This window comes from Xanthomonas sp. BRIP62415, assembly GCF_003993515.1.
Classification (GTDB): Bacteria; Pseudomonadota; Gammaproteobacteria; order Xanthomonadales; family Xanthomonadaceae; genus Xanthomonas; species Xanthomonas euroxanthea.
The window spans coordinates 1-23414 of the sequence record NZ_QEZH01000023.1 but is presented as its reverse complement, the minus strand read 5'-3'; the positions used below and the strand labels follow the sequence as shown (position 1 = coordinate 23414).

Sequence of the window (23414 nt, the reverse complement as noted above, 5' to 3'; positions counted from 1 at the left end):
CACCAAAGCCGGCCGCGCAGTTTACCATCTACGGCCGAATCGCTCCCTAATCTCCGTTCATGTCCGTCAGCCAGCGCATCCGTTTTGTTCTTGTCGGCACCCAGCACCCAGGCAACATCGGCGCCGCCGCGCGTGCGATGAAGACGATGGGCGTGTCGCGCCTGGTGCTGGTGGCGCCGGAGCGTGCGCTCGACGAAGACGCCTATCGGCGTTCGGCCGGCGCCGAGGACGTGCTCGGCGAGGCGCCGATCTTCGCCACCCTGGCCGAGGCGGTGGCCGATTGCACCCTGGTGATCGGCTGCACCGCGCGTGCGCGCCGGGTCGCGCTGGAAGAGCTGCCACCGGACGCAGGCGCGCGCCGCGCCTGGTCCAAGGCCAGCGAACCGGCCGAGGTGGCGATCGTGTTCGGCCGCGAGCGTACCGGCCTGACCAACGACGAGCTGCAGCTCTGCCACGCGGCGCTGCATATCCCCTCCGACCCGGCGTTCAGCTCACTCAACCTGGCGGCGGCGGTACAGGTGGTCGCGTACGAAGTCCGGCTGGCGCAGCTGGCGGCGGGCGACGCAGAGCCGGCCCCGGCAGCGGCTGCAACGGGCGGCGCGCTGCGCGACGGCCCGGCCAGCCATGCGCAACTGGAGGGCATGTTCGGCCAGTTGGGCGACACCCTGGACGAGATCGACTTCCACAAGGGGCGCGCGCCGGAGTCGGCGATGCGCAAGCTGCGGCGGCTGCTGCTGCGCGCGGACATGAGCGAGCAGGAGGTGCGGTTGCTGCGCGGTATTCTGTCCGATGCGCAGCGCATGGCCATGCTGGCAAAGCGCGCCGGAAGCTGACGTCTGTCACATCTCGAAAGATTCGGCTAGGCTGTCGGCGGCTCTAGGGGAGTGTCCGTTTTGCGCGGTCTACGATGGTGTCTGATTGCCTGCGGGCTGTTGGCGGGGGCAGGCCTGGCCGCGACGGCGACGGCGGCGCCTTCCCCGGTCTTGGTGCTTGGACGGATCAGCGACGATCCCGCCACGCATTACGCGCAACTCAAGCCCTTGCTGGATTACGTGGTGCCGCGCATGCGCGAGGTGGGTATCCGCCGTGGCGAAATCCTGATGGCGCCGGATGCGCGGCAGATGTCCAGTTACCTGCGGCGTGGCCGGGTCGACTGGGTCAGCGAGACCACCGGTGCGGCGATGCTGCTGGAACAGCGCGGCAGTGCGCACCCGCTGGTGATGACCGAGCGCGATGGCCTGCGCGAGTTCCACACGGTGTTCTTCGTCCGCCGCGACAGTTCGATCCAGTCGCTCAAGCAATTGCGCGGCCACACCCTGGCATTGCAGAACGCCTCCTCCACCAGCGGCTATCTGCTGCCGATGCTGGAGCTGGTGCGCAATGGCATCGCCTGCGATGTGCTGCTGTCGCCGGACGACAGCCGGGTGCCGGGCTCGGTGGGTTATCTGATGGTCGGGTCGAAATTGAATATCGCCGCGTTCGTGCATCAGCACCTGATCGATGCGGGTGCTTTCAGCAATGCCGACTGGGACGACGAGCGCCACCTGCCACCGGTATTCAAGCGCGACTTCCGCATCGTGCATCGCAGTGCGCCGGTACCGCGCGCGGTGGAGATGGTGCGCACCGGCATGGACCCGGCGGTGGAGCGGCGGCTGCGCGTGGTGCTGCTGCAGGCGGCCTCCGATCCGAAGGCCGGGCCGGCCTTGAAGCGCTTTTTCGGCACCACCGCCTTCCACCCGCTGGATGAGGCCAGCCGCCGGCGCCTGGATGCGCTGAGCGCCGGGTTGCGACGTGTCAGGGATCACGTGGAATGACTCAGATGCGCTTCGGGCTGCAGGCACGCTTTCTCTTGGTGATGGCACTGACGCTGTTGCTGGTCGGTGCCATCCTGGCGTCGCTGCTGCAGCGCCAGAGCGCGATGCAGCGCGAGGTGCGCGGGCTCAGTGCGCAGATCCTGCACGAGCTGTTCGATCGCAGCCTGCGCACGCGCGGCGAGACCCTGGCCACCGAGCTGGCGAACGGTCTGGCCAATCCGCTGTACTACTCGGACCTGGGCGCAGTGGGGGCCCTGGTGCGCAATGCCGCGCGGCAGCAGGTGGTGAGCTACGTGCTGGTGTTCGACCGACGCGGCCGGCTGGTGCACGACGGCTCGCCCAACCTGCAGCATTACGGTCAGGCCATGACCGACCCGCTCGCCTTCAAGGCGGTGACGGCGCGCGCCATGGTGTTGCAGTCCTCGCCGGAGGTGCTGGACGTGACCGTGCCGATCAAGATCGGCGACCAGCGTATCGGCGGCGTCCGCGTGGGCATGTCGCTTGAGCGGGTGCGCAGGATCGAATCCGGCGCCAACCTGACCCTGGTGCAGAACCTCAACGCGATCGGCAAGCGCGATCTGGGCTGGCTGCTGGTGCTGCTGGCCGCGTTGGTCGCGCTGGGTGTGCTGTTGGCCATCTATGTGCAGCGCACCCTGGTGGCGCCGGTGCGGTTGCTGGCCGCGGCCGCGCGCCAGATCGAGCGTGGCGACTATGCGGTGCAGCTGCCGCCGCATCCGCGCAACGACGAGATCGGCGAGCTGATCTCCGCCTTCGGCCGCATGAGCGAGAGCATCGCCCGGCACGATCGCGAGGTGCGCCACATGGCTTACACCGATGCGCTGACCGGCCTGACCAACCGGCTGGGATTTCGCGAAGGCCTGGATCATCTGCTCAACACCGCCCGCAGTACCGACAGCAAGCTGGCGCTGCTGTTTGCCGATATCGACGACTTCAAACGCGTCAACGACACGCTGGGCCACGAGGCCGGCGACGAGGCCTTGCTGCAGTTCGCCAGCCGCATCAGCCGCGCGGTCGGCGCATTGGGCGGCGACGATGCGATCCTGGCGCGCTTCGGTGGCGATGAATTCGTGATCCTGCTGCAGAACGGCGATGTCAGCCTGCTCGCCGCCCAGCTCGCCGACCGGCTGGTGCACGAGTTGAGCCGCCCATTGAACGTGCAGGGCCGGGAGGTGTTCCTGGGTACCTCGATCGGCATCACGCTGTTCCCGGACGATGCCAGCAATGCCACTGGGTTGTTGAAGAACGGCGACATTGCGATGTATCAGGCCAAGGTCGCCGGCAAGAACTGCCATCGTTTCTACAGCCGCGCCGCCGATCATGCGGTGGAGCGGCGTGTGCACATGGAGCACGAGCTGCGCGGGGCCTGGGATCGCGATGAGTTGCGGCTGGTCTATCAGCCGATCTACCGCACCAGCGACCGTGTGCTGGTGGGGGTGGAAGTGCTGTTGCGCTGGCAGCACCCGGCGCTGGGCACGATTGCGCCGTCCACCTTCATCGATATCGCCGAGCAGAGCGGCCTGATCGAGGTGATCGGCCCCAAGGTGCTGCGCGCGGCCTGCCTGGAAGCGGCGCAATGGCCGGTGGTGGGCGATGGCCTGTTCATCTCGGTCAACGTCTCGCCGCGTCAGCTGCGCAGTGGCGACCTGATCGACACGGTGGCCGAGTGCCTGGCCGAGTCCGGCTTGCCGGCTGCGCGGCTGCATCTGGAGCTGACCGAAACGGCGGTGATCGGCGACGAAATGATGGCCGCCAGCCTGCTCGATCAGTTGCACCGCACCGGCGTAAAGGTCTGGCTGGATGACTTCGGTACCGGTTTCTCCGGCCTGAGCCACCTGCGCCAGGTGCCGGTGGATGGGGTCAAGATCGACAAGAGCTTCATCGCCGACCTGCAGCGCGACCCGGACGATCTGGCGCTGACCACGGCCATCATCGGCATGGCGCATTCGCTGGGCATCACGGTGGTGGCCGAGGGCATCGAGCAGGAAGCGCAGTTCAACCTGCTGCGCGAGCGCGGCTGCGACCTGGGCCAGGGCTACTGGTTCAGCCGCCCGCTGAGCCCGGCCGATCTGGTCAAGCTGATCGCGGCCGGCTGATCGGCGTAGGAGCGCACCTGGGCGCGACGGGCGTTATCGGTAATGCTTCGTCGCGCCCGGGTGCGCTCCTACGGGTCCCGTGTGTGGCGCCCTTGGTTACAGCGGCCGCTTGCCGGTATCGCCGGGGATTTCGCGCACCAGGCGCGGCACCAGATAGCCGGACAGGCGCGCGGCCAGCTCGGTGTGCAAGGCGCGCGCGCGGGCATCGTCCACTTCGAAATGCGCCACGCCGGCAACCCGGTCGAGCTGGTGCAGGTAATACGGCAGCACGCCGGCGGCGAAGCTGCGTTCGCTCAGGGCCGCCAGCGCGTCCACGCTGTCGTTGACGCCGCGCAGCAGCACGGCCTGATTGAGCAGCTGCGCACCGGCCTCGCGCAGGGCGCGCATGGCGGCGTCCACCGCGCTGTCGAATTCGTTGGCATGGTTGGCATGCACCACGAAGGCCACCGGCCAGGGCAGGCTGCGCAGCCAGGCCAGCAGCGGCGCATCGACGCGCTCGGGCAGCACGATCGGCAGCCGGCTGTGGATGCGCAGGCGTTTGACATGCCCGATGGCGCCCAGCGCGTCGGTGAGTTCGGCCAGCTTGCCGGTGGCCAGCGACAGCGGGTCGCCGCCGGACAGCAGCACTTCGTCGATGCCGGGGTCGGCCGCGATCGCGGCGACCGCGTCGCGCCATCCGTCGCGCGCGGCGGTTTCCTCGGCATACGGGAAGTGGCGGCGGAAGCAGTAGCGGCAGTGCACCGCGCAGCTGCCGGTGGCGATCAGCAAGGCGCGTCCGCGGTATTTCTGGATCACGCCGTCCGCGATCTTGGCGGCACCATCGCCGACCGCATCCAGGCCAAAGCCCGGCACCAGCCGCATTTCATCGTCCAGCGGCAGCACCTGGCGCAGCAGCGGGTCGTGCCGGTCGCCACGGCGCATGCGCGCCACGAATGCCTGCGGCACCCGCAGCGGGAACTGGGCGGCGGCTGCGTCGCTGATCCCGGCCGCCTGCGCGTCCAGGCCCAGCAGCGCCAGCAGCGCGCGCGGGTCGCGCACGGCGTCGCGCCACTGCTGCTGCCAGCGTGGCGGCTGCAGGGTGGGAGGCGGAGATGGCTGCAAGGCGAGGGGGGCTGCGGGTATCATATGCGGTCACAAAACCAATGCCCGCCGGTTGCGGCGGGCGCCCCATTCTAATCCGACCTGCCACGGCCTGTGGCAGGTCGTGGTCTTATCGAGGAGCTGCACCATGGCCACTGTTGGCATGAACGACGTCAAGAACGGCATGAAGATCCTGGTCAACAACGAGCCGGCGGTCATCACCGAGACCGAATACGTCAAGCCGGGCAAGGGCCAGGCCTTCACCCGCATGAAGTACCGCTTCATCAAGTCCGGCCGCGTGGTCGAAATGACCATGAAGGCGACCGACGACGTGGAAGTGGCCGACGTGGTCGATACCGACATGCGTTACCTGTACAGCGATGGCGAGTACTGGCACTTCATGGACCCGGAAACCTTCGAGCAGGTGCAGACCGACAAGGCCGGCATGGGCGGCGCCGACAAGTGGCTCAAGGGCGAGGAAGATTGCATCGTGACGCTGTGGAACGGTGCGCCGATCTGGGTGCAGCCGCCGAACTTCGTCGAGCTCAAGATCACCGAGACCGACCCGGGCGTGCGCGGCGACACCTCCGGCGGCGGCGGCAAGCCGGCCACGCTGGAAACCGGCGCAGTGGTACGCGTGCCGTTGTTCGTCAACCAGGACGAGATCATCAAGGTCGACACCCGTTCGGGCGAATATTCGGCGCGCGTCAAGTAAGACGATGCGTCCGGGACACTGGCCTGAGCTAGCGGTACGCGGTGCCAGTGTCGGGTTGGGGCTGTGGGCTGCGCTGCTTGCGTGCCCGGCGTTGGCGCAATCGGCGGCCGCAACCTGCGACGCCGGTGACGTGGCTGCCGTTGCGGCCATTGCAACGTCCGGCGTCGTGGGCGGCGCTGCCGCCACGCTGCCGGTCGACCGTCTGGTGGCCCAGGCCTGCAAGCCGTGGCCGAACGACCCGGCGATCCGGCTGGCGGCACTCGCATTTGCTGGCGACGCGGAGGCCGTGCCTGGCGAGCGCGACCTTGAGTTGCGCGTGGCCATGCTCGATGCCGCCAGCGGTAAGGTGCTGGCGTTCTACGCGCAGGCAATGGGCGAGGACGCCGCCTTCGAACTCGCTGCCGACAGCCTGCGGCTGGATACCGCGCGTTACGACCTGGCCAAGGGCGTGCGCGCGATCGGCGTGGTGGTGCGGAGTGCTGCGCGCGGGCCCAGCTGCCCGGATTTTTACAGCAATCAGGCGTTGACCCTGCTGGTGCGCGAGGGGCGCAGCCTGCGCCCGGTGCTGCAGCGCGATCTCTATGCATGGCGACGTGTGAGAGGCAAGCCGTGCAGTCTGGGGAAGGGCGATGTGATCACCGACGTCGCCAATCTGAGCGTGAGCATGGCGCCGCAGGGACATGCCGGCTATGCGGACATCGTGCTGACAGCCAACGTGTCTACCGTGGAGAGCGCCGCTGGCAGCGACACCGATACCGAACGCACCCGTCGCGTGCGCCAGGTGCTGCACTACAACGGCCAGCGCTATGTGCCTGTGGCCGATGGCGATTCCCGCTGGCCGTTCGACAACTAACCTTTTATGGATCCGCTCATGACCAATGCCCCTCCCGAAGTGTGCGACCTGTTGATCGAAGCCGGTTACGTAGTGCCGATCGAGCCGCACGCGGTGGTGCTCGACGATCACGCGGTGGCGGTGCACAACGGCGTCATCGTGGCGATCCTGCCGACCGCCGAGGCGCGCCTGCGATTTGCGCCGACCCGGACCGTCTCGCGTCCGGAGGCAGCCTTGATCCCGGGCCTGGTCAACGCGCATACCCACAACCCGATGACGCTGCTGCGCGGCGTGGCCGACGATCTGCCGCTGATGGTGTGGCTGCAGCAGCACATCTGGCCGGTGGAGGCGGCGGTGATCGGGCCGGAATTCGTGGCCGACGGCACCACGCTGGCGATCGCCGAAATGCTGCGTGGCGGGACCACCTGCGTCAACGAAAACTACTTCTTCGCCGATGTGCAGGCGGCCGTCTACAAGCAGCACGGCTTCCGCGCGCTGGTCGGCGCGGTGATCATCGATTTCCCCACCGCCTGGGCATCGTCGGACGACGAATACTTCGCACGGGCCGGCGAGCTGCACGACCAGTGGCGCGACGATCCGCTGATCAGCACCGCGTTCGCGCCGCATGCGCCGTACACGGTCAACGACGCCAACTTCGAACGCGTGCGCATGCTGGCCGACCAGCTGGATCTGCCGGTGCATCTGCATACGCACGAAACCGCGCAGGAAGTGGCCGATTCGATGGCGCAGTACGGGCAGCGGCCGCTGGCACGCCTGGACCGCCTGGGGCTGGTCAACGACCGCCTGATCGCCGTCCACATGACCCAGCTCACCGACGCGGAAATCCATCTGTGCGCCGAGCGCGGTGTCAGCGTGGTGCACTGCCCGGAGTCCAACCTCAAGCTTGCCTCGGGCTTTTGCCCGGCCTGCGCGCTGCAACGTGCCGGCGTGAATCTGGCCATCGGCACCGACGGCTGCGCCAGCAACAACGACCTGGACATGTTCAGCGAGAACCGTACCGCGGCGATCCTGGCCAAGGCAGTGGCCAACGATGCGACCGCATTGGATGCGGCCACCACGCTGCGCGCGGCCACGCTGGGCGGCGCGCGTGCGTTGGGCTTCGGCGACAGGATCGGCTCGATCGAAATCGGCAAGCAGGCCGATCTGGTCTGCGTCGACTTGTCTGCACTGGAGACCCAGCCGCTGCATCATGTGCTGTCGCAACTGATCTACGCCGCCGGCCGTCACCAGGTTACCGATGTGTGGATCGCCGGCAAGCCCAAGCTGGTGCAGCGCGAGCTCATCGACATGGATGCCGCTGCCCTGGTCGCCAATGCGCGGCAGTGGCGCGAGCGCATCCGCACCGTCCGCGCCTGAGCGCGCGTCATCCCATCACGGAGCTCCGCATGAATCCGAATACCCAATCCACGTCCAGCAACTTCCATCAGAGCGAACTGGACAAGTTCGCAGCATTGGCCAACCGCTGGTGGGATGCCGACGGCCCGCAGAAGCCGCTGCATGCGCTCAATCCGGTGCGCCTGGACTATGTGTCCGCACGGCTGGGCCTGGCCGGTGCGCGCGTGCTCGATGTCGGCTGCGGCGGCGGCCTGCTCAGCGAGTCGATGGTGCGCCTGGGCGCGCAGGTCACGGCGATCGATCTGGCGCCGGAGCTGGTCAAGGTGGCACGCCTGCACAGCCTGGAATCGGGCGTGCAGGTGGATTACCGCGTGCAGTCGGTGGAAGACCTGGCCGCCGAACAGCCGGGCAGTTTCGATGCGGTAACCTGCATGGAGATGCTCGAGCACGTGCCGGACCCGACCGCGATCATCCGCGCCTGCGCCAGCCTGCTCAAGCCCGGCGGCAAGCTGTTCCTGTCCACGCTCAATCGCACCCCGGCCGCGTTCGCGCTGGCGGTGGTCGGCGCCGAATACATCGCACGGCTGCTGCCCAGGGGCACGCATCACTACAAGGATTTCATCAAGCCGGCAGAACTTGCGGCCTGGTTGCGCAGCGCCGAGCTGCAGCTGGCAGACGTCAGCGGCATGCTGTACGAGCCGTGGCGCAATCGCGCGCGCCTGTCGTCGCGCACCGAGGTCAATTACCTGGCCTATGCGGTGAAGCCGTGACGAGCGGGAATTGGGCAGTGGAGATTCGGCATTCGCAACGGCACGTGCGTGTTTGATGTCGGCCGAATCGCAGGTTACCGATGACGGCAGGCAAGCGCAGAGCGGCGGGGCGATGAGGTTTCCGCGTGCGGTGTTGTTCGATCTGGATGGCACCTTGCTGGATAGTGCGCCGGACATGCTGGCGACCGTCAATGCGATGCTGGAGGAACGTGGGCGCGCGCCGATGGCGTTGGCGCAGTTGCGTCCGGCGGTGTCCAAGGGCGCGCGCGCGATGCTGGCAGTGGCGTTTGCCGAACGCGATGCGGTCGAGCGCGATGCGCTGGTGCCGGAATTCCTGCGTCGTTACGAAGGCTTGATCGGCACGCAGTCGCAGCTGTTCGACGGTGTCGACGAACTGCTGCTGCGGCTGGAGCGCGCCGGTTGCATCTGGGGCGTGGTCACCAACAAGCCCGAATATCTGGCCCGGCTGATCCTGCCGCAGCTGGGGTGGGAGCGGCGCTGCGCGGTGCTGATCGGCGGCGATACGCTGGCCGAGCGCAAGCCGCACCCGTTGCCCTTGCTGACAGCGGCCGAGCGCATCGGCGTTGCGCCGGCGCAGTGCGTCTACGTCGGCGACGACGAGCGCGACATTCTGGCCGCGCGCGCAGCGGCGATGCCGTCGGTGGCGGTGTTGTGGGGCTATCGGCTGCACGACGACGAGCCATCGCGCTGGCAGGCCGACGTGCTCGTGGCGCAGCCGCAGGCACTGTGGGACGCCGTGGCGTGGCCGCAGATCTGATCCTCTTTCGTTTTCTTCTGGACCCGCCATGAGCCAATCCAGCGCTCTCGACAGTTTTCTCGACAAGTGGCGCACCCGCTGGCCGGAGTGGTCGGTTGCCGAGCCATTCATTCCCGAGCCGCAGCGACGCCTCACGGCGGCCTGGTTTGCGCTGCTGCAGGAATGGGAAGACATCATGAACATCGCCGGCGACCCGTTGCCGGCCGACGCCAAGCTGGCATGGTGGCAGCAGGAGCTGCGCGATTGGTCGCAGCAGCGCTCGCGCCATCCGCTCGGGCGTGTGCTGGAGCCGGTGCCTGCGCCATGGGCGCAACTGGCCGACACCCTGCCGGCAATGCAGGACGCGCGTGCGCAGCCGCAATCGCTGCAGCAGGCGTTGGCGAGATTGCGGGCCTTCGCCGAGGCCGTGGTCGCCGTGGAAGCCGCGCTATTTGCGCGCACCCAGCCTGGCGATGCCGCTGCGGTGGCGCTGCAATGGCTGGACGCCCGCCAGCGGGTGGCCGGCGACAGCGCCGCGCCCGGTGACATGACGCTCGCTGCATGGCGCACGCAGTTGCTGCGCGCCTGGCCGCGCAAAGCGGCGTTGGCGCGCCCGCATCGGGTGTGGTCGCGGCTGGCCCGCTTGCGCCTGCAGCGCGAGCTTGCCGGCAAGGCAGCGTATCCACCGCCGGTGCAGCAGCTGTGGCATAGCTGGCGTGCTGCCAGCGGCGCGGACTGAGCGCGCGGATCTGCGGTTCCGTCAGAGCACGACCAACGACGTGGCGAAGGTGCCGCAATCGCAGGAAACGACAACGCCTGTCGGCGTACCGCATCACACGGCTTGCCGACAGGCGGGGGTGGCAACGTCTACGCGCTGCGATCCGGCGACGCGGATGACCTGGTGTGGCAGCCGTCGGTCCGCGCTGCCGGCACCGCTATTGCCGTATTCGTAGCAACGGTTGGCCGAATTGACACGGGTGCTGCTGCAGTACGGGCGGCTGACGGTGGATGCATTGCATGGTGCGGTCTTGCGGATGTGGCTGCCCAGGCCGGAATTGCGCACCGTGACCTGGCCATTGGGCGAGCTACGGTTGACGTAGGCGGACAGGCTGCTGCCGATGCCCTCGTGTCAGGCGCGCCCAGGTCGGCGCGATACATTTATTTATATGAAGGTGAAAATGCATTTTTTAACTGAAACACCATTTATCGTCGACATTTTAATGACTGCCATTGGTTTGTTCGTGATGTTTTCAATCTTCAAGCCTGATAAAAACGAGTTGGTGGATATAAGAAACTGGAAGACCAAGGGGGAATGGCATGGTGAAATAATGACTACCGAGCCTAAAAGCTGGTTGCCAACAGACACCAAGCATGGTGATGAATTCTTCTATGATTTCAAGGTATCACTTAATATTGCTGGAAAACGGAATCTACATACTGCGAAAGGGTTGGTAAGGCCAAAAGACATTCATAAACTAAAGAAAGGCATTAAGTCATTGTTAAATATAGTGAGGATAAGCCGCCAAAAGTCGCTGTAATTGATGTTTTGTATTAGTCCTTGCGGCAAGGAAAGGACACAAAAATGGTCCTTGAGGCGCTACCCGCCGATCTGCGCTGTCCTACGTCAGGCCGGCGGCGCGGGCGCAGCCGCCCACATGCACGGCCAACTTCGGCGTCAGCTTGGTGCGCTGGATGGCGATGCTGGTGTACGGGATACGGTGGCGCATCGCGTACTTCGCCGGATGTGTCGACAGATCGTGGGCCAGCACGGCAATCCCGCTAATCTGCAGATCTTGCGGCAGGCCCAGATCACCCTGTATGGCTGCATTACCCAGCGCCTCTCTCAAGAGCCATTGAGGATTCTCCGCAAGGTCATCGCGATTCAGATCAGCAAACGATCGATCAACGCCTGCTCGTAATCGTTGAGAGGCTGATTTTCGTAGAGCTTGTCGGAGGCGTCGACTAGCGCCCGGCCCTCGACTTCACGCCCACTTTCGCCATACACGTGGCCAAGGTTCTCCAGCGACTGCAGGTTGCCGTGCTTGGAGAAGGAAATCAGATACCAGCGCTCGGCCGTCTCGAGTTCGCCCAGGCGGTGGTAGGCCACCGCCAGATTGTGCTGGGCGTAGACGTGATCGGATTCCAGCGCCTGCAACAATGCCTGCCTGGCCTGCTGGTAGTCCTCGCGCTGCAGGTACAGCAGGCCGAGGTTGTTGTAGCCGTCGACATTCCCCAGCTCGGCAGCGCGCCGATAGGCCTGCTCGGCCTGCGGGTAGCGCTTGGCGTGCAGATGGACGTCGCCAAGCAGGTTCAGCGCCTCCGCATGATCGTGGCGCACGGCGTTGTCGAGGTGCTCGACGGCGTCGTCGTGATCGCCGTCCTGATAGGCCATGCTGCCGAGGTAGAAGTGGCTGCGGGGGCAATCGTACGCGGCGGCCTTCTGGAAGTATTGGCGGGCGGCGTCGTGATCACCCTCCTGGAAGGCCATGCTGCCGAGGTTGTAGTGGCTGCCCGGATAATCGTGCTCGGCGGCCCGTTGGAAGTGGTGGCGGGCGGCGTCGTGATCACCGTCCTGATAGGCCAAGATGCCGAGGTTGTAGTGGCCGCCGGGATAATCGTGCTCGGCGGCCATCTGGAAGTGTCGATGAGCGTCGGCGTGATCTTCACGCGCCAGGCTCACCGCGCCAACGCCGTTCATCCAGCGCGGGTCGGCGGGGCACGCCTTGGCAAGGGTCTGGAAGGACTCCAGCGCGGTGTCCAGATCCTGCTCGCGAAACGCCGCCCACGCCTGCTCACTGAGCGCGGTCGCCTGCTCGTCACTGAGGTTTTTTTTATTCATGAACCACATGATGTTTCCTGCCTTGCGAGCAGGTCAAGGATGTGTGCCGTGAGCCGGGTATTTCCGATGCGACGTACTACGTCTGGAAGTCCAGGTACGGCGGCACGGAAGCCTCCGACGTGCAGCGGCTGCGTGATGTTGAAGCCGAGCACGCCAAGCGAAAGCGGATGCCCTTTCCCGAGCGTGGTTTTTGGAAAGCTCTTTCAGATCATCCGCCGTCGCGGACAGGTGTGGAACCACAAAAGGGTGGCGCGTGTATTGCCCTGATGAAGCTCAATCAGCGTCGTGGCAGCAGGCGCCGGGTCCCCACACGCTATCCCCAACCGTTGGCGTGCGGAGCATGCCCCAATGCCGGGCGGCCTGGCAGGCGAGCTTACTGACATGGTTGCTGCGGCTGCCCGGTGTCGAGGCGCAATGCTGGAGGGCTTTGCTGGCATCACGCTCTGCAAGGTGACAGCGTCGCAAACACGCAGCATGGGCGGTCGCCATTTATGCAGGTGCACCATTGCAGAGGGGGCGATCGCGTTGCCGGCGTGTGCAGGCGGAAGTGCGCATCGTCACATGCCGTGGGCAGGGGGACTTCCAGACTGAGCCACCCGCGTAGACACGCGCATGTGAGATAGCGAGATGGCAGATCCCAAAGAGCTGCAGGAAAAATTCTGGAAAGCCCTGAAGTCCGATCGCACCGTGATGCTGGGCCTGGATGGCGTGGAAGATGGGCATGCACGCCCGATGACGGCGCAGATCGAAGGCGATAGCGGTGGCCCGATCTGGTTCTTCACCTCCAAGGACAATGCGCTGATTGCCATGCTGGGGCAGGGCCGCCGCGTCATCGGTGCCTTCAGCAGCAAGGGGCACGACCTGTTCGCCAGCATCAGCGGCTCGTTGCGCGAGGACACCGATCCGGCCGTGGTCGAACGTCTGTGGAACCCGCATGTCGCGGCCTGGTATGAAGGCGGCAAGGACGATCCCAAGCTGGCGCTGCTGCGCCTGGATACCGATCACGCGCAGATCTGGCTCAACGGTTCCAGTCTGCTGGCCGGCATCAAGGTGCTGTTCGGCGTCGACCCGAAGAAGGATTACCAGGACAAGGTGGCGGACGTTCCGCTGCGCTGAGGCCTGAACGATGCAGGCGCGATCTTCGCGATGGCGCCTGCATCGTCTTCATTCACGTGCTGTCGCTTGCGCAAGTTCCGGCCCGGTTGTGAGGCTGGGTCGGCACTCGCGGCTGACTGCATGCAGGAACGCCAACGGCGCCACGCGTCCATGTGCCGTGCGCCTTCCACAGGAGAAGCGAGATGCAACAGATCGAAATTGGCCAGATGGTGTTTTTGCGCGACGGCGAAGTCGGCGTCGGTGCAATTCGCGAGATTCGCAAGGATGGCGCCGAGCTCGTCGTCAATATCGAAAACGGTGGCGACTTCGTGCTGCCTGCAACGGTGGTGCGCGATGTGCATTCCGGCAAGGTGATGCTGGATGTCGAGCAACTGCCGGAAGAGGTACGCAATGCCTTGCGTCACCCACACGACAATGAATTGCCGACCAGCACCTACGCGGCCAGCGATCCGCAGGATGGCGCGCTCAAGTAGATCGGCTAACGTCGACTACGTTCGACATCCTGCGGCAAACCATCGGGGAGTAGAAACGTCCGTGGTGCGGCGTCGGGCAGGCCGGCCGACGGCAGCGCCGGTTGCTCGGCCTCGTCCTTGAGTTGCACGCCGGACAGCTTGCGTCGGAACGACTCGCGCAGCAGATATGCGAGCTTGTGGGTGGCGTCGGCGTAGCTCAGCCCTTCGGTGCGGATGTTGGAGATGCAATTGCGCGCCGCGTCGGTCAGGCCTACCCGCGGGGTATAGGTCAGATACAGGCCCAGGCTGTCGGGCGAGCTCAGGCCTGGCCGTTCGCCGATCAACACGATCACCAGGCGGGCCTTGAGCAGTTCGCCGACCTCGTCGCCGATGGCGACGCGGCCTTGCGCGACCAAGACCACCGGCGCCAGCGACCAGCCTTCGTGCGCGGCCAGGGCGTCGACATGTTCCACCATCTGCGCTGCATGCCGATGCACGGCCAATGCAGAGAGTCCGTCGGCGACCACGACAGCCACATCGTGCCCGCCGCCATGTACGGCGGTCAGGCCACGCAGATGCGCGGCCGCCTCCTCGCCCAGGCGCCGGCCCAGATCCGGACGTTGCAGGTAGGCATGCCGATCCACCGCCGCGCTGTGCAGCAGAATGCTGTCGCGCCCACGCTGTTTCAGCGCTGTCTGCAGCGGCTGTGGATCGAACGCCAGATGCACCGCATCGCGTGCCTGCGCATGCGCCAGCTGGAAATCCAGGTGCGCGGCGGTCGGCAGGCTGGTGCCGACGCGTCCCAGCGCGATGCGCGCCGGCGTAAGCCGGCGCAGGTGTGCCCAGGCATCGCGTGGCGGGGTGGTCGGGGCACTCATTGCGCGCCGCCGGTGTGCAACTGCTCCAGCGCACGCCGGAACGGTGCGGGAAGCTCGCTGCCGAGTTCGAAGCGGCCATCGCGCAGCCGCAGGATGCCTTGCTGTTCCAGCCAGTGTTCGAACTCGGGCGCGGCGCGCAGGCCGAGCGCCTGGCGCGCATACAGCGCATCGTGGAACGAGGTGGTCTGGTAGTTGAGCATCACATCGTCCGAGCCGGGGATGCCCATGATGAAGTTGATGCCGGCGGTGCCGAGCAGGGTCAGCAGCACGTCCATGTCGTCCTGATCGGCTTCGGCATGATTGGTGTAGCAGATGTCGCAGCCCATCGGCACGCCGAGCAGCTTGCCGCAGAAGTGATCCTCCAGCCCGGCACGGATGATCTGCTTGCCGTCGTAGAGATACTCCGGGCCGATGAAGCCGACCACGGTGTTCACCAGCAGCGGCTTGAACTGCCGTGCCACCGCATAGGCGCGCACCTCGCAGGTCTGCTGATCGACGCCATGATGCGCGTTGGCCGACAACGCGCTGCCCTGGCCGGTCTCGAAATACATCACGTTGTCGCCGACGCTGCCGCGCCGCAACGCCACCCCGGCGTCATGGCCTTCCTGCAACAGCGCCAGATTGATGCCGAAGCTGGCATTGGCCGCCTCGGTGCCGGCGATGGACTGGAACACCAGGTCCACCGGCACGCCGCGGTTGATCGCCTCGATGGTGGTGGTGATATGCGCCAGCACGCAGGATTGGGTCGGGATCTGGTAACCGCTGATCACCGCATCGAGCATGCGCAGCAACGCGGTGGTGGCGGCCAGGCTGTCGCTGGCAGGATTGATGCCGATCACCGCATCGCCGTTGCCGTACAACAGGCCGTCGAGCACGCTGGCGGCGATGCCGGTGGCATCGTCGGTGGGGTGGTTGGGCTGCAGGCGCGTGGACAGCCGCCCGCGCAAGCCCAACGTATTGCGAAAGCGCGTGACCACGCGGGTCTTCTGCGCGACCAGGACCAGGTCCTGCACGCGCATCAACTTCGAGACCGCTGCCACCATCTCCGGCGTCAGCCCGGGTGCCAGTGCGGTCAGCGCCGCTTCGTCGGCCTGCGCACTCAACAGCCAATCGCGAAAGCCGCCGACGGTGAGGTGCGCCACCGCGGCAAACGCGGCCGCATCGTGCTGGTCGACGATCAGGCGGGTGACCTCGTCCGCTTCATACGGCACCACCGCTTCCTCGAGGAAGTGCCGCAGCGGCAGATCGGCCAGCGCCATCTGCGCCGCCACCCGCTGCAGCCCGGAATCGGCCGCGAGCCCGGCCAGTTGGTCGCCCGAGCGCGGCGGCGTGGCCTTGGCCAGCAGGGTCTTGAGATCGGCAAACCGGAAGCGCTCGCCGCCTGCGCTGAACGCGAACCCGCTCATCTGGCACTGGCCGCCGGCGTGGCCTGGCCGCGCAGGCTCAGCACGCAGCACAGCCCGCCGAACAGCAGCAGGCCCACGAAGATCAGCGCCACGATCGGGTTGAACCAGACCATCGCCACCAGGCACACCAGCGCCAGCAGCAGCGCGATGGCCGGCACCACCGGATAGCCCGGCGCGCGAAAGCTGCGCTCCAACCCGGGTTCGGCGCGGCGCAGCTTGAACAGGCTGAGCATGCTCATCACATACATCACGATCGCGCCGAACACCGACATGGTGATCATCGCCGCGGTCAGCGACATGCCCTGGATCTTGACCACGCTGTCGCTGCAGATCGCCGCGATGCCGATCGCGCCGCCGGCAAGGATCGCCCGATGCGGCGTGCGAAAGCGCGACAGCCTGGCCAGGCCGTGTGGCAGGAAACCGGCACGCGCCAACGCGAAGAACTGGCGCGAATAGCCCAGGATGATGCCGTGGAAGCTGGCCACCAGGCCAAACAGGCCGATCCACACCAGCATATGCAGCCAGATCGAACTGTTGCCCACCACCGCCTTCATCGCCTGCGGCAACGGGTCGTTGATGTTGGAGAGCTGACGCCAGTCGCCGACCCCGCCCGCGAACACCATCACGCCCAATGCCAGCACCACCAGGGTGAGGATGCCGGCGATGTAGGCGCGCGGAATCGTACGCTTCGGCTCCTTCGCTTCCTCGGCCGCCATCGCCGCGCCCTCGATCGCCAGAAAGAACCAGATCGCGAACGGGATCGCGGCGAAGATGCCGGAGATCGCCGCCGGCCCGAACACATCGCTGCCGGCCCAGCCGTTGGCGGCAAAGCGCGCAACGCTGAACCCCGGCGCCACCACGCCCATGAACACCAGCAGCTCGATCACCGCCAGCAAGGTCACGATCAGTTCGAAGGTGGCGGCGATCGCCACACCGACGATGTTCAAGCCCATGAAGATCGCATACGCACCGATCGCGGCGATGCGCGGGTCCAGAGTCGGGAATTGCACATTGAGATAGGCGCCGATGGCCATCGCAATGGCCGGCGGCGCGAACACGAACTCGATCAGCGTGGCCAGGCCCGCCAGCATGCCGCCGTAGGTGCCGAATGCGCGCAGGCTGTAGGCGAACGGCCCGCCCGCATTGGGAATGGCGGTGGTCAGCTCGGTGAAGCTGAAGATGAAGCAGGTATACATCACCGCGACCAGCAGCGTGGTCACCAGAAAGCCCAGCGTGCCGGCGGTGCCCCACCCGTAGCTCCAGCCGAAATATTCGCCGGAAATCACCAGGCCCACGGCGATCCCCCACAGTTGCCAGGTGCCCAGGGTGGGTTTGAGCTGCTCGTTGCGCATGTCGCACATCTCCTGCGGTCGGGGGAGGGGAGATGAAGCGGTCCGGCGCCTAAACGCGGGACCGACCGCCAGCGACCGCCCCCGCTGCTGCAGGGCGACGATCGACGGTCGTTCCGGTTATACCCCAAAGGTCCGCGGCGAACACGAGCACGGCGGGTGGGGCGCAGCGACCATGCCGCCACGCGCCGGCCTTGTTCGGATCCCGACGCTCCGACTATTGATTGCGTTCCAGCACCAGCAACGGATCGATCCGCACGTCGAACCAGTTCATTCCCCAATGCAGGTGTGGCCCGGTGGCGCGCCCGGTGGCACCGACCGCGGCAATCACCTGGCCTTGCTCCACCCGGTCGCCCACCTTCACGTCGATGCGCGACAGGTGCAGAAAATTCGAACTCACCCCGAAGCCATGGTCCAGCAGCACGGTGCCGCCGGTCAGGTACAGGTCCGGCGCGGCGAAGGTCACCACGCCGGCGGCCGGCGCCTTGACCGGCGTGCCGGTGGGCACGGCGATATCCATGCCCGAATGGCCGGCACCGGGCTGGCCGTTGTAGACGCGTGCATTGCCGAAGCGCCCGCTGATGCGGCCCTGCACCGGCCAGATGAAGGCTTGCGCGAAATCGGGGCGGGCATCGTCGCGATCGCGCGCGGCGGTGACCTGCGCCTGCTCGCGCTTGATCCGCTCGGCGATCGCCGCAGGCGGATTGACGGTCTTGGGCGGCACGCCGTTGACGCGTTCCACCGGCCAGTCGCGCGGCGTCACCGCGATGCTGGCGGTCTGCGTGCTGCCATCGGGGCGGGTGATCTGCACCTGCAACGGGCCGCTGGCATCGCGGCCGATGCCGAACACCACGCTGCCGTAGCCGCTGACGCGCAGCGTGCGGCCGGCGTACTGCACCTGGCTACCCGCCGGCACCTTGCCGATCACCAGCGCGCCCTGCGACGCGCTTTGCGGAAACACCACGTCCGCCGCCGCCGCGGACTGCGCAACGGCACTGCCGACGGCGAGCGACAGCGGCGCCAGCGCAAGCCAGGCGCCAAACAGGGCTGCGCGCATCAGCGGTCGAAGGTCAGGCGCTGGCCGGCGGCACTGCCGAGCAACTGTTCGCCATCCCACACCTGCTGGCCGTTGACCCAGGTCGCGGCGATGCGCGAGCGGAACGTGGTGCCTTCGAACGGCGACCAACCGCACTTTGACAGCACCTGCTCGCGCTTCACGGTGAACGGGGTGTTGTCGATCATCACCAGGTCGGCGAAATAGCCTTCGCGCAGGAAGCCGCGTTCTTCCACATCGAACAACTGCGCCGGCGCATGCGCGAACTTCTGCACGATGCGGGTGATCGGCAGCTTGCCCTCGTGCACCAGCTCCAGCGCGGCGACCAGCGCGTACTGCACCAGCGGCAGGCCGGAGGGCGCCTGCGCGTAGGGCTTCTGCTTCTCTTCCCAGGTGTGCGGCGCATGGTCGGTGGCGAGCACGTCGATGACGTCCTCGGCCAGCGCCTCGATCAACGCCACGCGGTCCTCGGCGTCCTTGATCGCAGGGTTGCACTTGATCAGGTTGCCCAGCCGCGCGTAATCGCTGCGGTCAAAGCGCAAGAAGTGGATGCAGGTCTCGGCGGTGATGCGCTTGCGCAGCTTGCCGTCGGCATCGACCAGCGGGCCGGCCTCGAACAGCGCCAGCTCGTCGGCAGTGGAGATATGCAACACGTGCAGGCGGGTGTTGTGCCTGCGCGCCAGCGCCACCGCCAGCTGCGACGACTTCAGGCAGGCCTGCCGCGAGCGGATGTCCGGATGCATCTCCGGGGTCAGTGCGTCGCCGTACTTCTCCTTGTACTGCGCCAGCGTCGCATCGATGGTCGGGGTGTCTTCGCAGTGGGTGATGATCGGCGTCGGTGCGTCGCGGAAGATCGCGTCCAGCGTCTCGGGGTTGTCGACCAGCATGTTGCCGGTGGAGGCGCCCATGAACACCTTGATGCCCGGCGCGGTCTTCGGGTCCAGGGTCTGGATCGCGGCCAGGTTGTCGTTGCTGGCGCCCATGTAGAAGCCGTAGTTGGCCCAGGCGCGCCCGGCTGCAGCGTCGTACTTGGCCTGCAGTGCGGCCGCGTCCAGGGTCGGCGGATTGGTGTTGGGCATGTCCATGAAGCTGGTCAGGCCACCGGCCACCGCGGCGCCGGATTCGGTCGCGATGTCGCCCTTGTGGGTCAGGCCCGGCTCGCGGAAGTGCACCTGGTCGTCGATCATGCCCGGCAGCACCCAGCGTCCGGCGGCGTCCACCACGGTGTCGCCGGCGGCCGGGGGGATCTTGCTGGCGATCTTCGCGATGCGGCCGGCGTCGATCAGCAGATCGGCGTCGAATTCCTTGCCTTCATTGACCAGGCGGGCGTTGACGATGAGGGTTCGGCTCATGGATGAGGTCCTTTGCAACTGCAGGAAGGGGAGACGGGCGAGGCTGCAGACGCAGGCGCGTCGGGCACGGGATCGAACCCGCCCGGATGGAATGGATGGCAGCGGCCGAGCCGGCGCGTGGCCAGCCAGCAACCGCGCAGTGGGCCGAAGCGGCCGATCGCGGTCATCGCATACTCCGAGCAACTGGGCGCAAAACGGCAGCGCGGCCCCAGCAAGGGGCTGATGAACCGCTTGTAGAAGCGCAGCAGCGCGATGAGCAGGCGTGAGATCACTTGCCAATGATATGCCACTTGGATTAATACGTGGTTGCCGGGGGTCCGTGGGGTAAGCTATAAAGGCCCGCTTTCCCGGGCCCCGGGGGAACCAAGGATGAGCGTTTCGTGGCTGCTAAAAAACCTGCAAAAAAGGCCGTAGAGGCCGCCAAGAAGTCCGCCAGACCCGTTGCGAAGAAGGCAGCGGCGCCCGCCGCTGCAAAACCGGCCGCCAAGCAGGCGACACCGCCCGCCAAGCCGCCTGTCGCCAAGAAGGCAGCTGCGACGAAGACCACGGCCAAGCCGGCGCCGGTCTCCAAGAGCGCAGCGTCCAAACCCGCGGCCTCCAAACCTGTAAAATCTCCTGTCGCCAAGAGTGCTGCCAAGCCGGCGGCGAACAAGGCAGCTCCGGCTGCCGCCAAACCGGCCGCCAAGCCGGTGGCGCCCAAGTCCGCACCGAAGCCGGCTACCAAGTCGGCTCCGGCCAAGTCAGTCCCGGTCAAGGCTGAAAAGCCCGCGCCCGCACCGGCCTCCAAGGCCGTCCCTGCGAAGCCGGCAAAGCCTGCGACCCCGTCACCTAAGAATCCCGTGCCCGTTTCGAAATCTTCAGCAAAAACGCCAACCAAAACCGAAGCCCCCGCCAAGCCCGCCGCGACCCGTCCGGTCGGCAAGGTGGCCGTGGCCGTGACCTCCAAGCCGTCCAGCCCGACCCCCAAGACCAAGTACAAGGTGGTCGAGTACAAGACCGATGAAGCCACCGGTCGTCCGATCCTGCCGCAGGGCTACAAGCCTGCAGCCGATGAGGAGTACATGAGCAAGCTGCAGCAGGAGTATTTCCGTCAGCGGCTGCAGAGCTGGCGCAACGACCTGGTCGAAGAGTCCAAGCAGACCATCGAAAACCTGCGCGAAGAAGTGCGCGACATCGGCGACGAAGCCGAGCGTGCCACGCGCGAGACCGAGAACTCGCTGGAGCTGCGCACCCGCGACCGTCACCGCAAGCTGATCGGCAAGATCGACAGCACGCTCAAGCGCCTGGAAGACGGCGATTACGGCTATTGCGTGGACACCGGCGAAGAGATCGGCATCGACCGCCTGGAAGCGCGTCTGACCGCCGAGCGCACCATCGACGCCCAGGAGCGTTGGGAGCACCTGCAGAAGCAGCAGGGCGACTGATCGGTCGACGAGGTCCAGGCCTTGTCCGTCGACTGAAAAACCCCGCCATGTGCGGGGTTTTTTGTGCGCATCGCGCACACGCAATGGCGTTCGATGCATCGACATGCCTGACGCAGGGCAGGCGGCCTGGTGGGCGTCGCTTGCCTGATGTGGGCCCGATGTACGCGCGTGCCGTGCCCGGCCCGGCATACGCAGCGAAACAGTGCCGGCTGCATTGGCAACCGGCACCGCATCGTTGCAGGGCTCACTGCAGGTCGCGCAGATCCAGCGTGCGCAGCTTGGGCGCCTTCCACGCGGTGGTGGCGACCACGCCCAGGGTCACGCAGCCGCCGATCACCACCGCCGGCACCAGGCCGACCAGGCGCGCCATCACCCCGTCGTAGAACGCGCCCAGCTCGTTGGACGAGCCGATGAAGATGCCGTTGATCGACGACACCCGGCCGCGCATCGCATCGGGCGTGGCCAGCTGCAGGATGGTCTGACGCACCACCACCGACACGCCGTCGCACATGCCGTACACCAGCAGGATCGCCGCCGACAGCCAGAAGTGCCGCGACAGGCCGAATGCGATCGTGCACAGCCCGAAGCCGGCCACCGACAGCATCAGGATGCGCCCGGCATTGCGTTGCAGCGGGTGCCGGGCCAGCCACACCCCGACCACGATCGACCCCAGCGCCGGGGCACCGCGCAGGATGCCCAGGCCTTCCGGGCCGTAATGCAGGATGTCGTGGATGAAGGCCGGCAGCATCGACACCGCGCCGCCCAGCAACACCGAGAACATGTCCAGCGCCATCGCGCCCAGCATGATCTGGTTGGACAGCACGAACTGCGCCCCTTCGGCGATGCTGCGGAAGATCGGCGCGCGGGGGCCTGTGTTGACCGGCTCGCTGACCCGTAACAGCGCCAGTGCCAGGATCGCCACCAACGCCACGCTGGCGGCCACGCCATAGGCCAGCCCCTTGCCGCCCCAGCCGACCAGCACGCCGCCCAGCGCCGGGCCGATCACCATGCCGGCCTGGAAGGTGACGCTGCCGATGCTGGCGCCACGGGCGAAGGCCTCGCGCGGCAGCGCACGCGCGAACAGCGCGTTATAGACCGGCGACAGGAACGAGCGTGCCGCACCGGTCAGTGCGATGGCTGCATAGATCGGCCACACGCCTTGCACCGGCAGCCAGCCATGGGTGATGGCCAGCAACAGCAGCGCGGTGGCGACCAGGCCCAGCACCGCGATCGTGCCCAGGCGGCGGCGCGGCAGGTGATCGACCAGATAGCCGGCAAACGGCGCGATGCAGAAGAACGGCAGGATCTCCGCCAGGCCGATCAAGCCGAGCGAGAGCGGATTGCGGGTGATCTCGTAGATATGCCAGCCGACCGTGACCGCGACGATCTGGTACGACAGCATCGCCGCCACGCGATACAGCAGCACCAGGCCGAAGCCGGGGTGGGCGAGCAGCGTGCGCAGCGAGGCGGCGGGCGAGGGCGTCGGCGTCGGCGTACTCACTGCTGCGCGCGGGCGGTGTCGCGGATGAAGGCCAGCATGGCCGCCACGCCGTTGCTGCGGGTCGGCGACAGATGCTTGGCCAGCCCGATTCTGGCGATGTAGTCCGGCTCGGTGGCCAGGATCTCCTGCGCGCTACGCCCGGAGTACACGCGCAAGGCCAGATAGATCAGCCCGGACACGATCGCCGAGTCGCTGACGGCGTGGAAGTCCAGCCGCTCGGCATTGCCCTCCGGCACGATCCACACCATCGACTGGCAGCCATGCAGGCGGTGTTCTTCGGTCTTCCACTGTTCGGGGAAGCTGGGCAGCTTGCGGCCCAGGTCGATCAGGTACTGGTAGCGCTCGGACCAGTCGCCGAAGAAGGAGAACTCCTCGGCGATGGCGGCCTGTGCGTCGACGGCGGTAGGTTCGAGCGGGAAGGGGGTGGTGGTCATCAAAAATCCAGAGTCGGTCGGTGATCGCGCTGCCCGGCGACACCGCAAGGGTGCCCCTCTCCCGCCGGGGCGAGAAGGCGCGGTTTGCGCGCCATTGGCGCGCGTGCCTTGGAGCGCCCGCGCCGCCAGCGCGGGCCGGGGCGCGGAGCGGGGATTGGGGGTGAGGGTAGG

General features: G+C 66.7%; 24 protein-coding genes and 2 pseudogenes. 14 read left to right on the top strand and 12 right to left on the bottom strand.

The window, feature by feature from the left end:
- The first annotated feature begins 59 nt into the window (after nt 1–59).
- Genes EO141_RS07800 through EO141_RS07790 form a run of 3 tightly spaced genes read left to right on the top strand, consistent with a single transcriptional unit; the run spans nt 60 to nt 3928 of the window.
- The gene (locus EO141_RS07800; protein WP_127168900.1) at nt 60–833 is read left to right on the top strand and encodes an RNA methyltransferase; all 774 of its coding nucleotides are present in this window, start codon (nt 60–62) and stop codon (nt 831–833) included.
- A 51-nt stretch (nt 834–884) separates the two neighbouring features.
- Nucleotides 885–1814 carry a phosphate/phosphite/phosphonate ABC transporter substrate-binding protein gene (locus EO141_RS07795; RefSeq protein WP_164739114.1) on the top strand — a complete coding sequence of 310 codons (930 nt, stop codon included), beginning with the start codon at nt 885–887 and terminating at the stop codon, nt 1812–1814.
- A complete protein-coding gene (locus tag EO141_RS07790) occupies nt 1811–3928 on the top strand; it encodes an EAL domain-containing protein (RefSeq protein WP_127168898.1) in 2118 nt (705 codons plus the stop codon). The genes EO141_RS07795 and EO141_RS07790 overlap by 4 nt, the downstream gene beginning before the upstream one ends.
- 96 nt (nt 3929–4024) lie before the next feature.
- Here EO141_RS07790 and epmB read toward each other — a convergent pair whose 3' ends face one another.
- Nucleotides 4025–5053, bottom strand: coding sequence for an EF-P beta-lysylation protein EpmB (gene epmB, locus EO141_RS07785; RefSeq protein ID WP_127168897.1), 1029 nt, complete (start codon nt 5051–5053; stop codon nt 4025–4027).
- A 103-nt stretch (nt 5054–5156) separates the two neighbouring features.
- Here epmB and efp point away from each other — a divergent pair, with 103 nt between their 5' ends.
- Genes efp through EO141_RS07755 form a run of 6 tightly spaced genes read left to right on the top strand, consistent with a single transcriptional unit; the run spans nt 5157 to nt 10177 of the window.
- Complete coding sequence (gene efp, locus EO141_RS07780) at nt 5157–5723, top strand: elongation factor P (RefSeq protein ID WP_002802373.1); 567 nt, start codon at nt 5157–5159, stop codon at nt 5721–5723.
- A 4-nt stretch (nt 5724–5727) separates the two neighbouring features.
- Nucleotides 5728–6576: a hypothetical protein gene (locus EO141_RS07775; RefSeq protein ID WP_127168896.1), complete on the top strand. Its 849-nt coding sequence runs from the start codon at nt 5728–5730 to the stop codon at nt 6574–6576.
- 18 nt (nt 6577–6594) lie between these two features.
- Nucleotides 6595–7932, top strand: coding sequence for a TRZ/ATZ family hydrolase (locus EO141_RS07770; protein WP_164739113.1), 1338 nt, complete (start codon nt 6595–6597; stop codon nt 7930–7932).
- 29 nt (nt 7933–7961) lie between these two features.
- On the top strand, nt 7962–8681 hold the full coding sequence (gene ubiG / locus EO141_RS07765) for a bifunctional 2-polyprenyl-6-hydroxyphenol methylase/3-demethylubiquinol 3-O-methyltransferase UbiG (protein ID WP_127168894.1): 720 nt from the start codon (nt 7962–7964) through the stop codon (nt 8679–8681).
- Between the two features lie 55 nt (nt 8682–8736).
- Nucleotides 8737–9459 carry a phosphoglycolate phosphatase gene (locus EO141_RS07760; protein ID WP_343135008.1) on the top strand — a complete coding sequence of 241 codons (723 nt, stop codon included), beginning with the start codon at nt 8737–8739 and terminating at the stop codon, nt 9457–9459.
- 28 nt (nt 9460–9487) lie between these two features.
- Nucleotides 9488–10177, top strand: coding sequence for a phytoene/squalene synthase family protein (locus tag EO141_RS07755; RefSeq protein WP_126947267.1), 690 nt, complete (start codon nt 9488–9490; stop codon nt 10175–10177).
- 177 nt (nt 10178–10354) lie between these two features.
- On the opposite strand, the pseudogene EO141_RS07750 reads toward EO141_RS07755, so the two are convergent.
- Nucleotides 10355–10579: pseudogene (locus EO141_RS07750) on the bottom strand (acyl-CoA thioesterase); the annotation flags it as partial.
- A gap of 25 nt (nt 10580–10604) precedes the next feature.
- On the opposite strand from EO141_RS07750, the gene EO141_RS07745 reads away from it, so the two are divergent.
- The gene (locus tag EO141_RS07745) at nt 10605–10976 is read left to right on the top strand and encodes a hypothetical protein (RefSeq protein ID WP_206514790.1); all 372 of its coding nucleotides are present in this window, start codon (nt 10605–10607) and stop codon (nt 10974–10976) included.
- 81 nt (nt 10977–11057) lie between these two features.
- Here the strand turns inward: EO141_RS07745 and EO141_RS07740 are convergent, their stop codons facing one another.
- Nucleotides 11058–11285, bottom strand: coding sequence for a hypothetical protein (locus EO141_RS07740; RefSeq protein WP_127168892.1), 228 nt, complete (start codon nt 11283–11285; stop codon nt 11058–11060).
- 35 nt (nt 11286–11320) lie between these two features.
- Entirely contained in the window at nt 11321–12286 is a 966-nt protein-coding gene (locus EO141_RS07735; RefSeq protein WP_127168891.1) for a tetratricopeptide repeat protein, read from the bottom strand.
- Between the two features lie 20 nt (nt 12287–12306).
- Here EO141_RS07735 and EO141_RS21685 point away from each other — a divergent pair.
- From EO141_RS21685 to EO141_RS07720, 3 genes and pseudogenes are all read left to right on the top strand, one after another.
- Nucleotides 12307–12447 (top strand): annotated as a pseudogene (locus EO141_RS21685) (transposase); the annotation flags it as partial.
- Nucleotides 12448–12904: 457 nt separating this feature from the next.
- Nucleotides 12905–13393, top strand: a complete 489-nt coding sequence (locus EO141_RS07725; RefSeq protein WP_024940409.1) for a pyridoxamine 5'-phosphate oxidase family protein — start codon at nt 12905–12907, stop codon at nt 13391–13393.
- Between the two features lie 182 nt (nt 13394–13575).
- A complete protein-coding gene (locus EO141_RS07720) occupies nt 13576–13866 on the top strand; it encodes a hypothetical protein (protein WP_024940408.1) in 291 nt (96 codons plus the stop codon).
- 5 nt (nt 13867–13871) lie between these two features.
- Here the strand turns inward: EO141_RS07720 and eutC are convergent, their stop codons facing one another.
- The 6 genes from eutC to yidD all read right to left on the bottom strand — a co-directional run bounded on the left by eutC (nt 13872) and on the right by yidD (nt 20174).
- Nucleotides 13872–14723 carry an ethanolamine ammonia-lyase subunit EutC gene (eutC, locus tag EO141_RS07715; protein WP_127168890.1) on the bottom strand — a complete coding sequence of 284 codons (852 nt, stop codon included), beginning with the start codon at nt 14721–14723 and terminating at the stop codon, nt 13872–13874.
- On the bottom strand, nt 14720–16129 hold the full coding sequence (locus tag EO141_RS07710) for an ethanolamine ammonia-lyase subunit EutB (protein WP_104649022.1): 1410 nt from the start codon (nt 16127–16129) through the stop codon (nt 14720–14722). The genes eutC and EO141_RS07710 overlap by 4 nt, the downstream gene beginning before the upstream one ends.
- The gene (gene eat, locus EO141_RS07705) at nt 16126–17490 is read right to left on the bottom strand and encodes an ethanolamine permease (protein WP_127168889.1); all 1365 of its coding nucleotides are present in this window, start codon (nt 17488–17490) and stop codon (nt 16126–16128) included. Before eat ends, EO141_RS07710 begins: the two co-directional genes overlap by 4 nt.
- Nucleotides 17491–17695: 205 nt before the next feature.
- Nucleotides 17696–18535, bottom strand: a complete 840-nt coding sequence (locus tag EO141_RS07700; protein ID WP_164739112.1) for a M23 family metallopeptidase — start codon at nt 18533–18535, stop codon at nt 17696–17698.
- The gene (locus EO141_RS07695) at nt 18535–19884 is read right to left on the bottom strand and encodes a dihydroorotase (protein ID WP_115676899.1); all 1350 of its coding nucleotides are present in this window, start codon (nt 19882–19884) and stop codon (nt 18535–18537) included. The genes EO141_RS07700 and EO141_RS07695 overlap by 1 nt, the downstream gene beginning before the upstream one ends.
- Nucleotides 19881–20174, bottom strand: coding sequence for a membrane protein insertion efficiency factor YidD (gene yidD, locus EO141_RS07690; protein WP_104586168.1), 294 nt, complete (start codon nt 20172–20174; stop codon nt 19881–19883). Before yidD ends, EO141_RS07695 begins: the two co-directional genes overlap by 4 nt.
- A 90-nt stretch (nt 20175–20264) precedes the next feature.
- Here yidD and dksA point away from each other — a divergent pair, with 90 nt between their 5' ends.
- Entirely contained in the window at nt 20265–21308 is a 1044-nt protein-coding gene (dksA, locus tag EO141_RS21895; protein WP_126945386.1) for an RNA polymerase-binding protein DksA, read from the top strand.
- Nucleotides 21309–21552: 244 nt separating this feature from the next.
- Here the strand turns inward: dksA and EO141_RS07680 are convergent, their stop codons facing one another.
- Complete coding sequence (locus EO141_RS07680) at nt 21553–22809, bottom strand: MFS transporter (RefSeq protein ID WP_127168887.1); 1257 nt, start codon at nt 22807–22809, stop codon at nt 21553–21555.
- Complete coding sequence (locus EO141_RS07675) at nt 22806–23243, bottom strand: SufE family protein (RefSeq protein WP_127168886.1); 438 nt, start codon at nt 23241–23243, stop codon at nt 22806–22808. The genes EO141_RS07680 and EO141_RS07675 overlap by 4 nt, the downstream gene beginning before the upstream one ends.
- Nucleotides 23244–23414 lie beyond the last annotated feature (171 nt).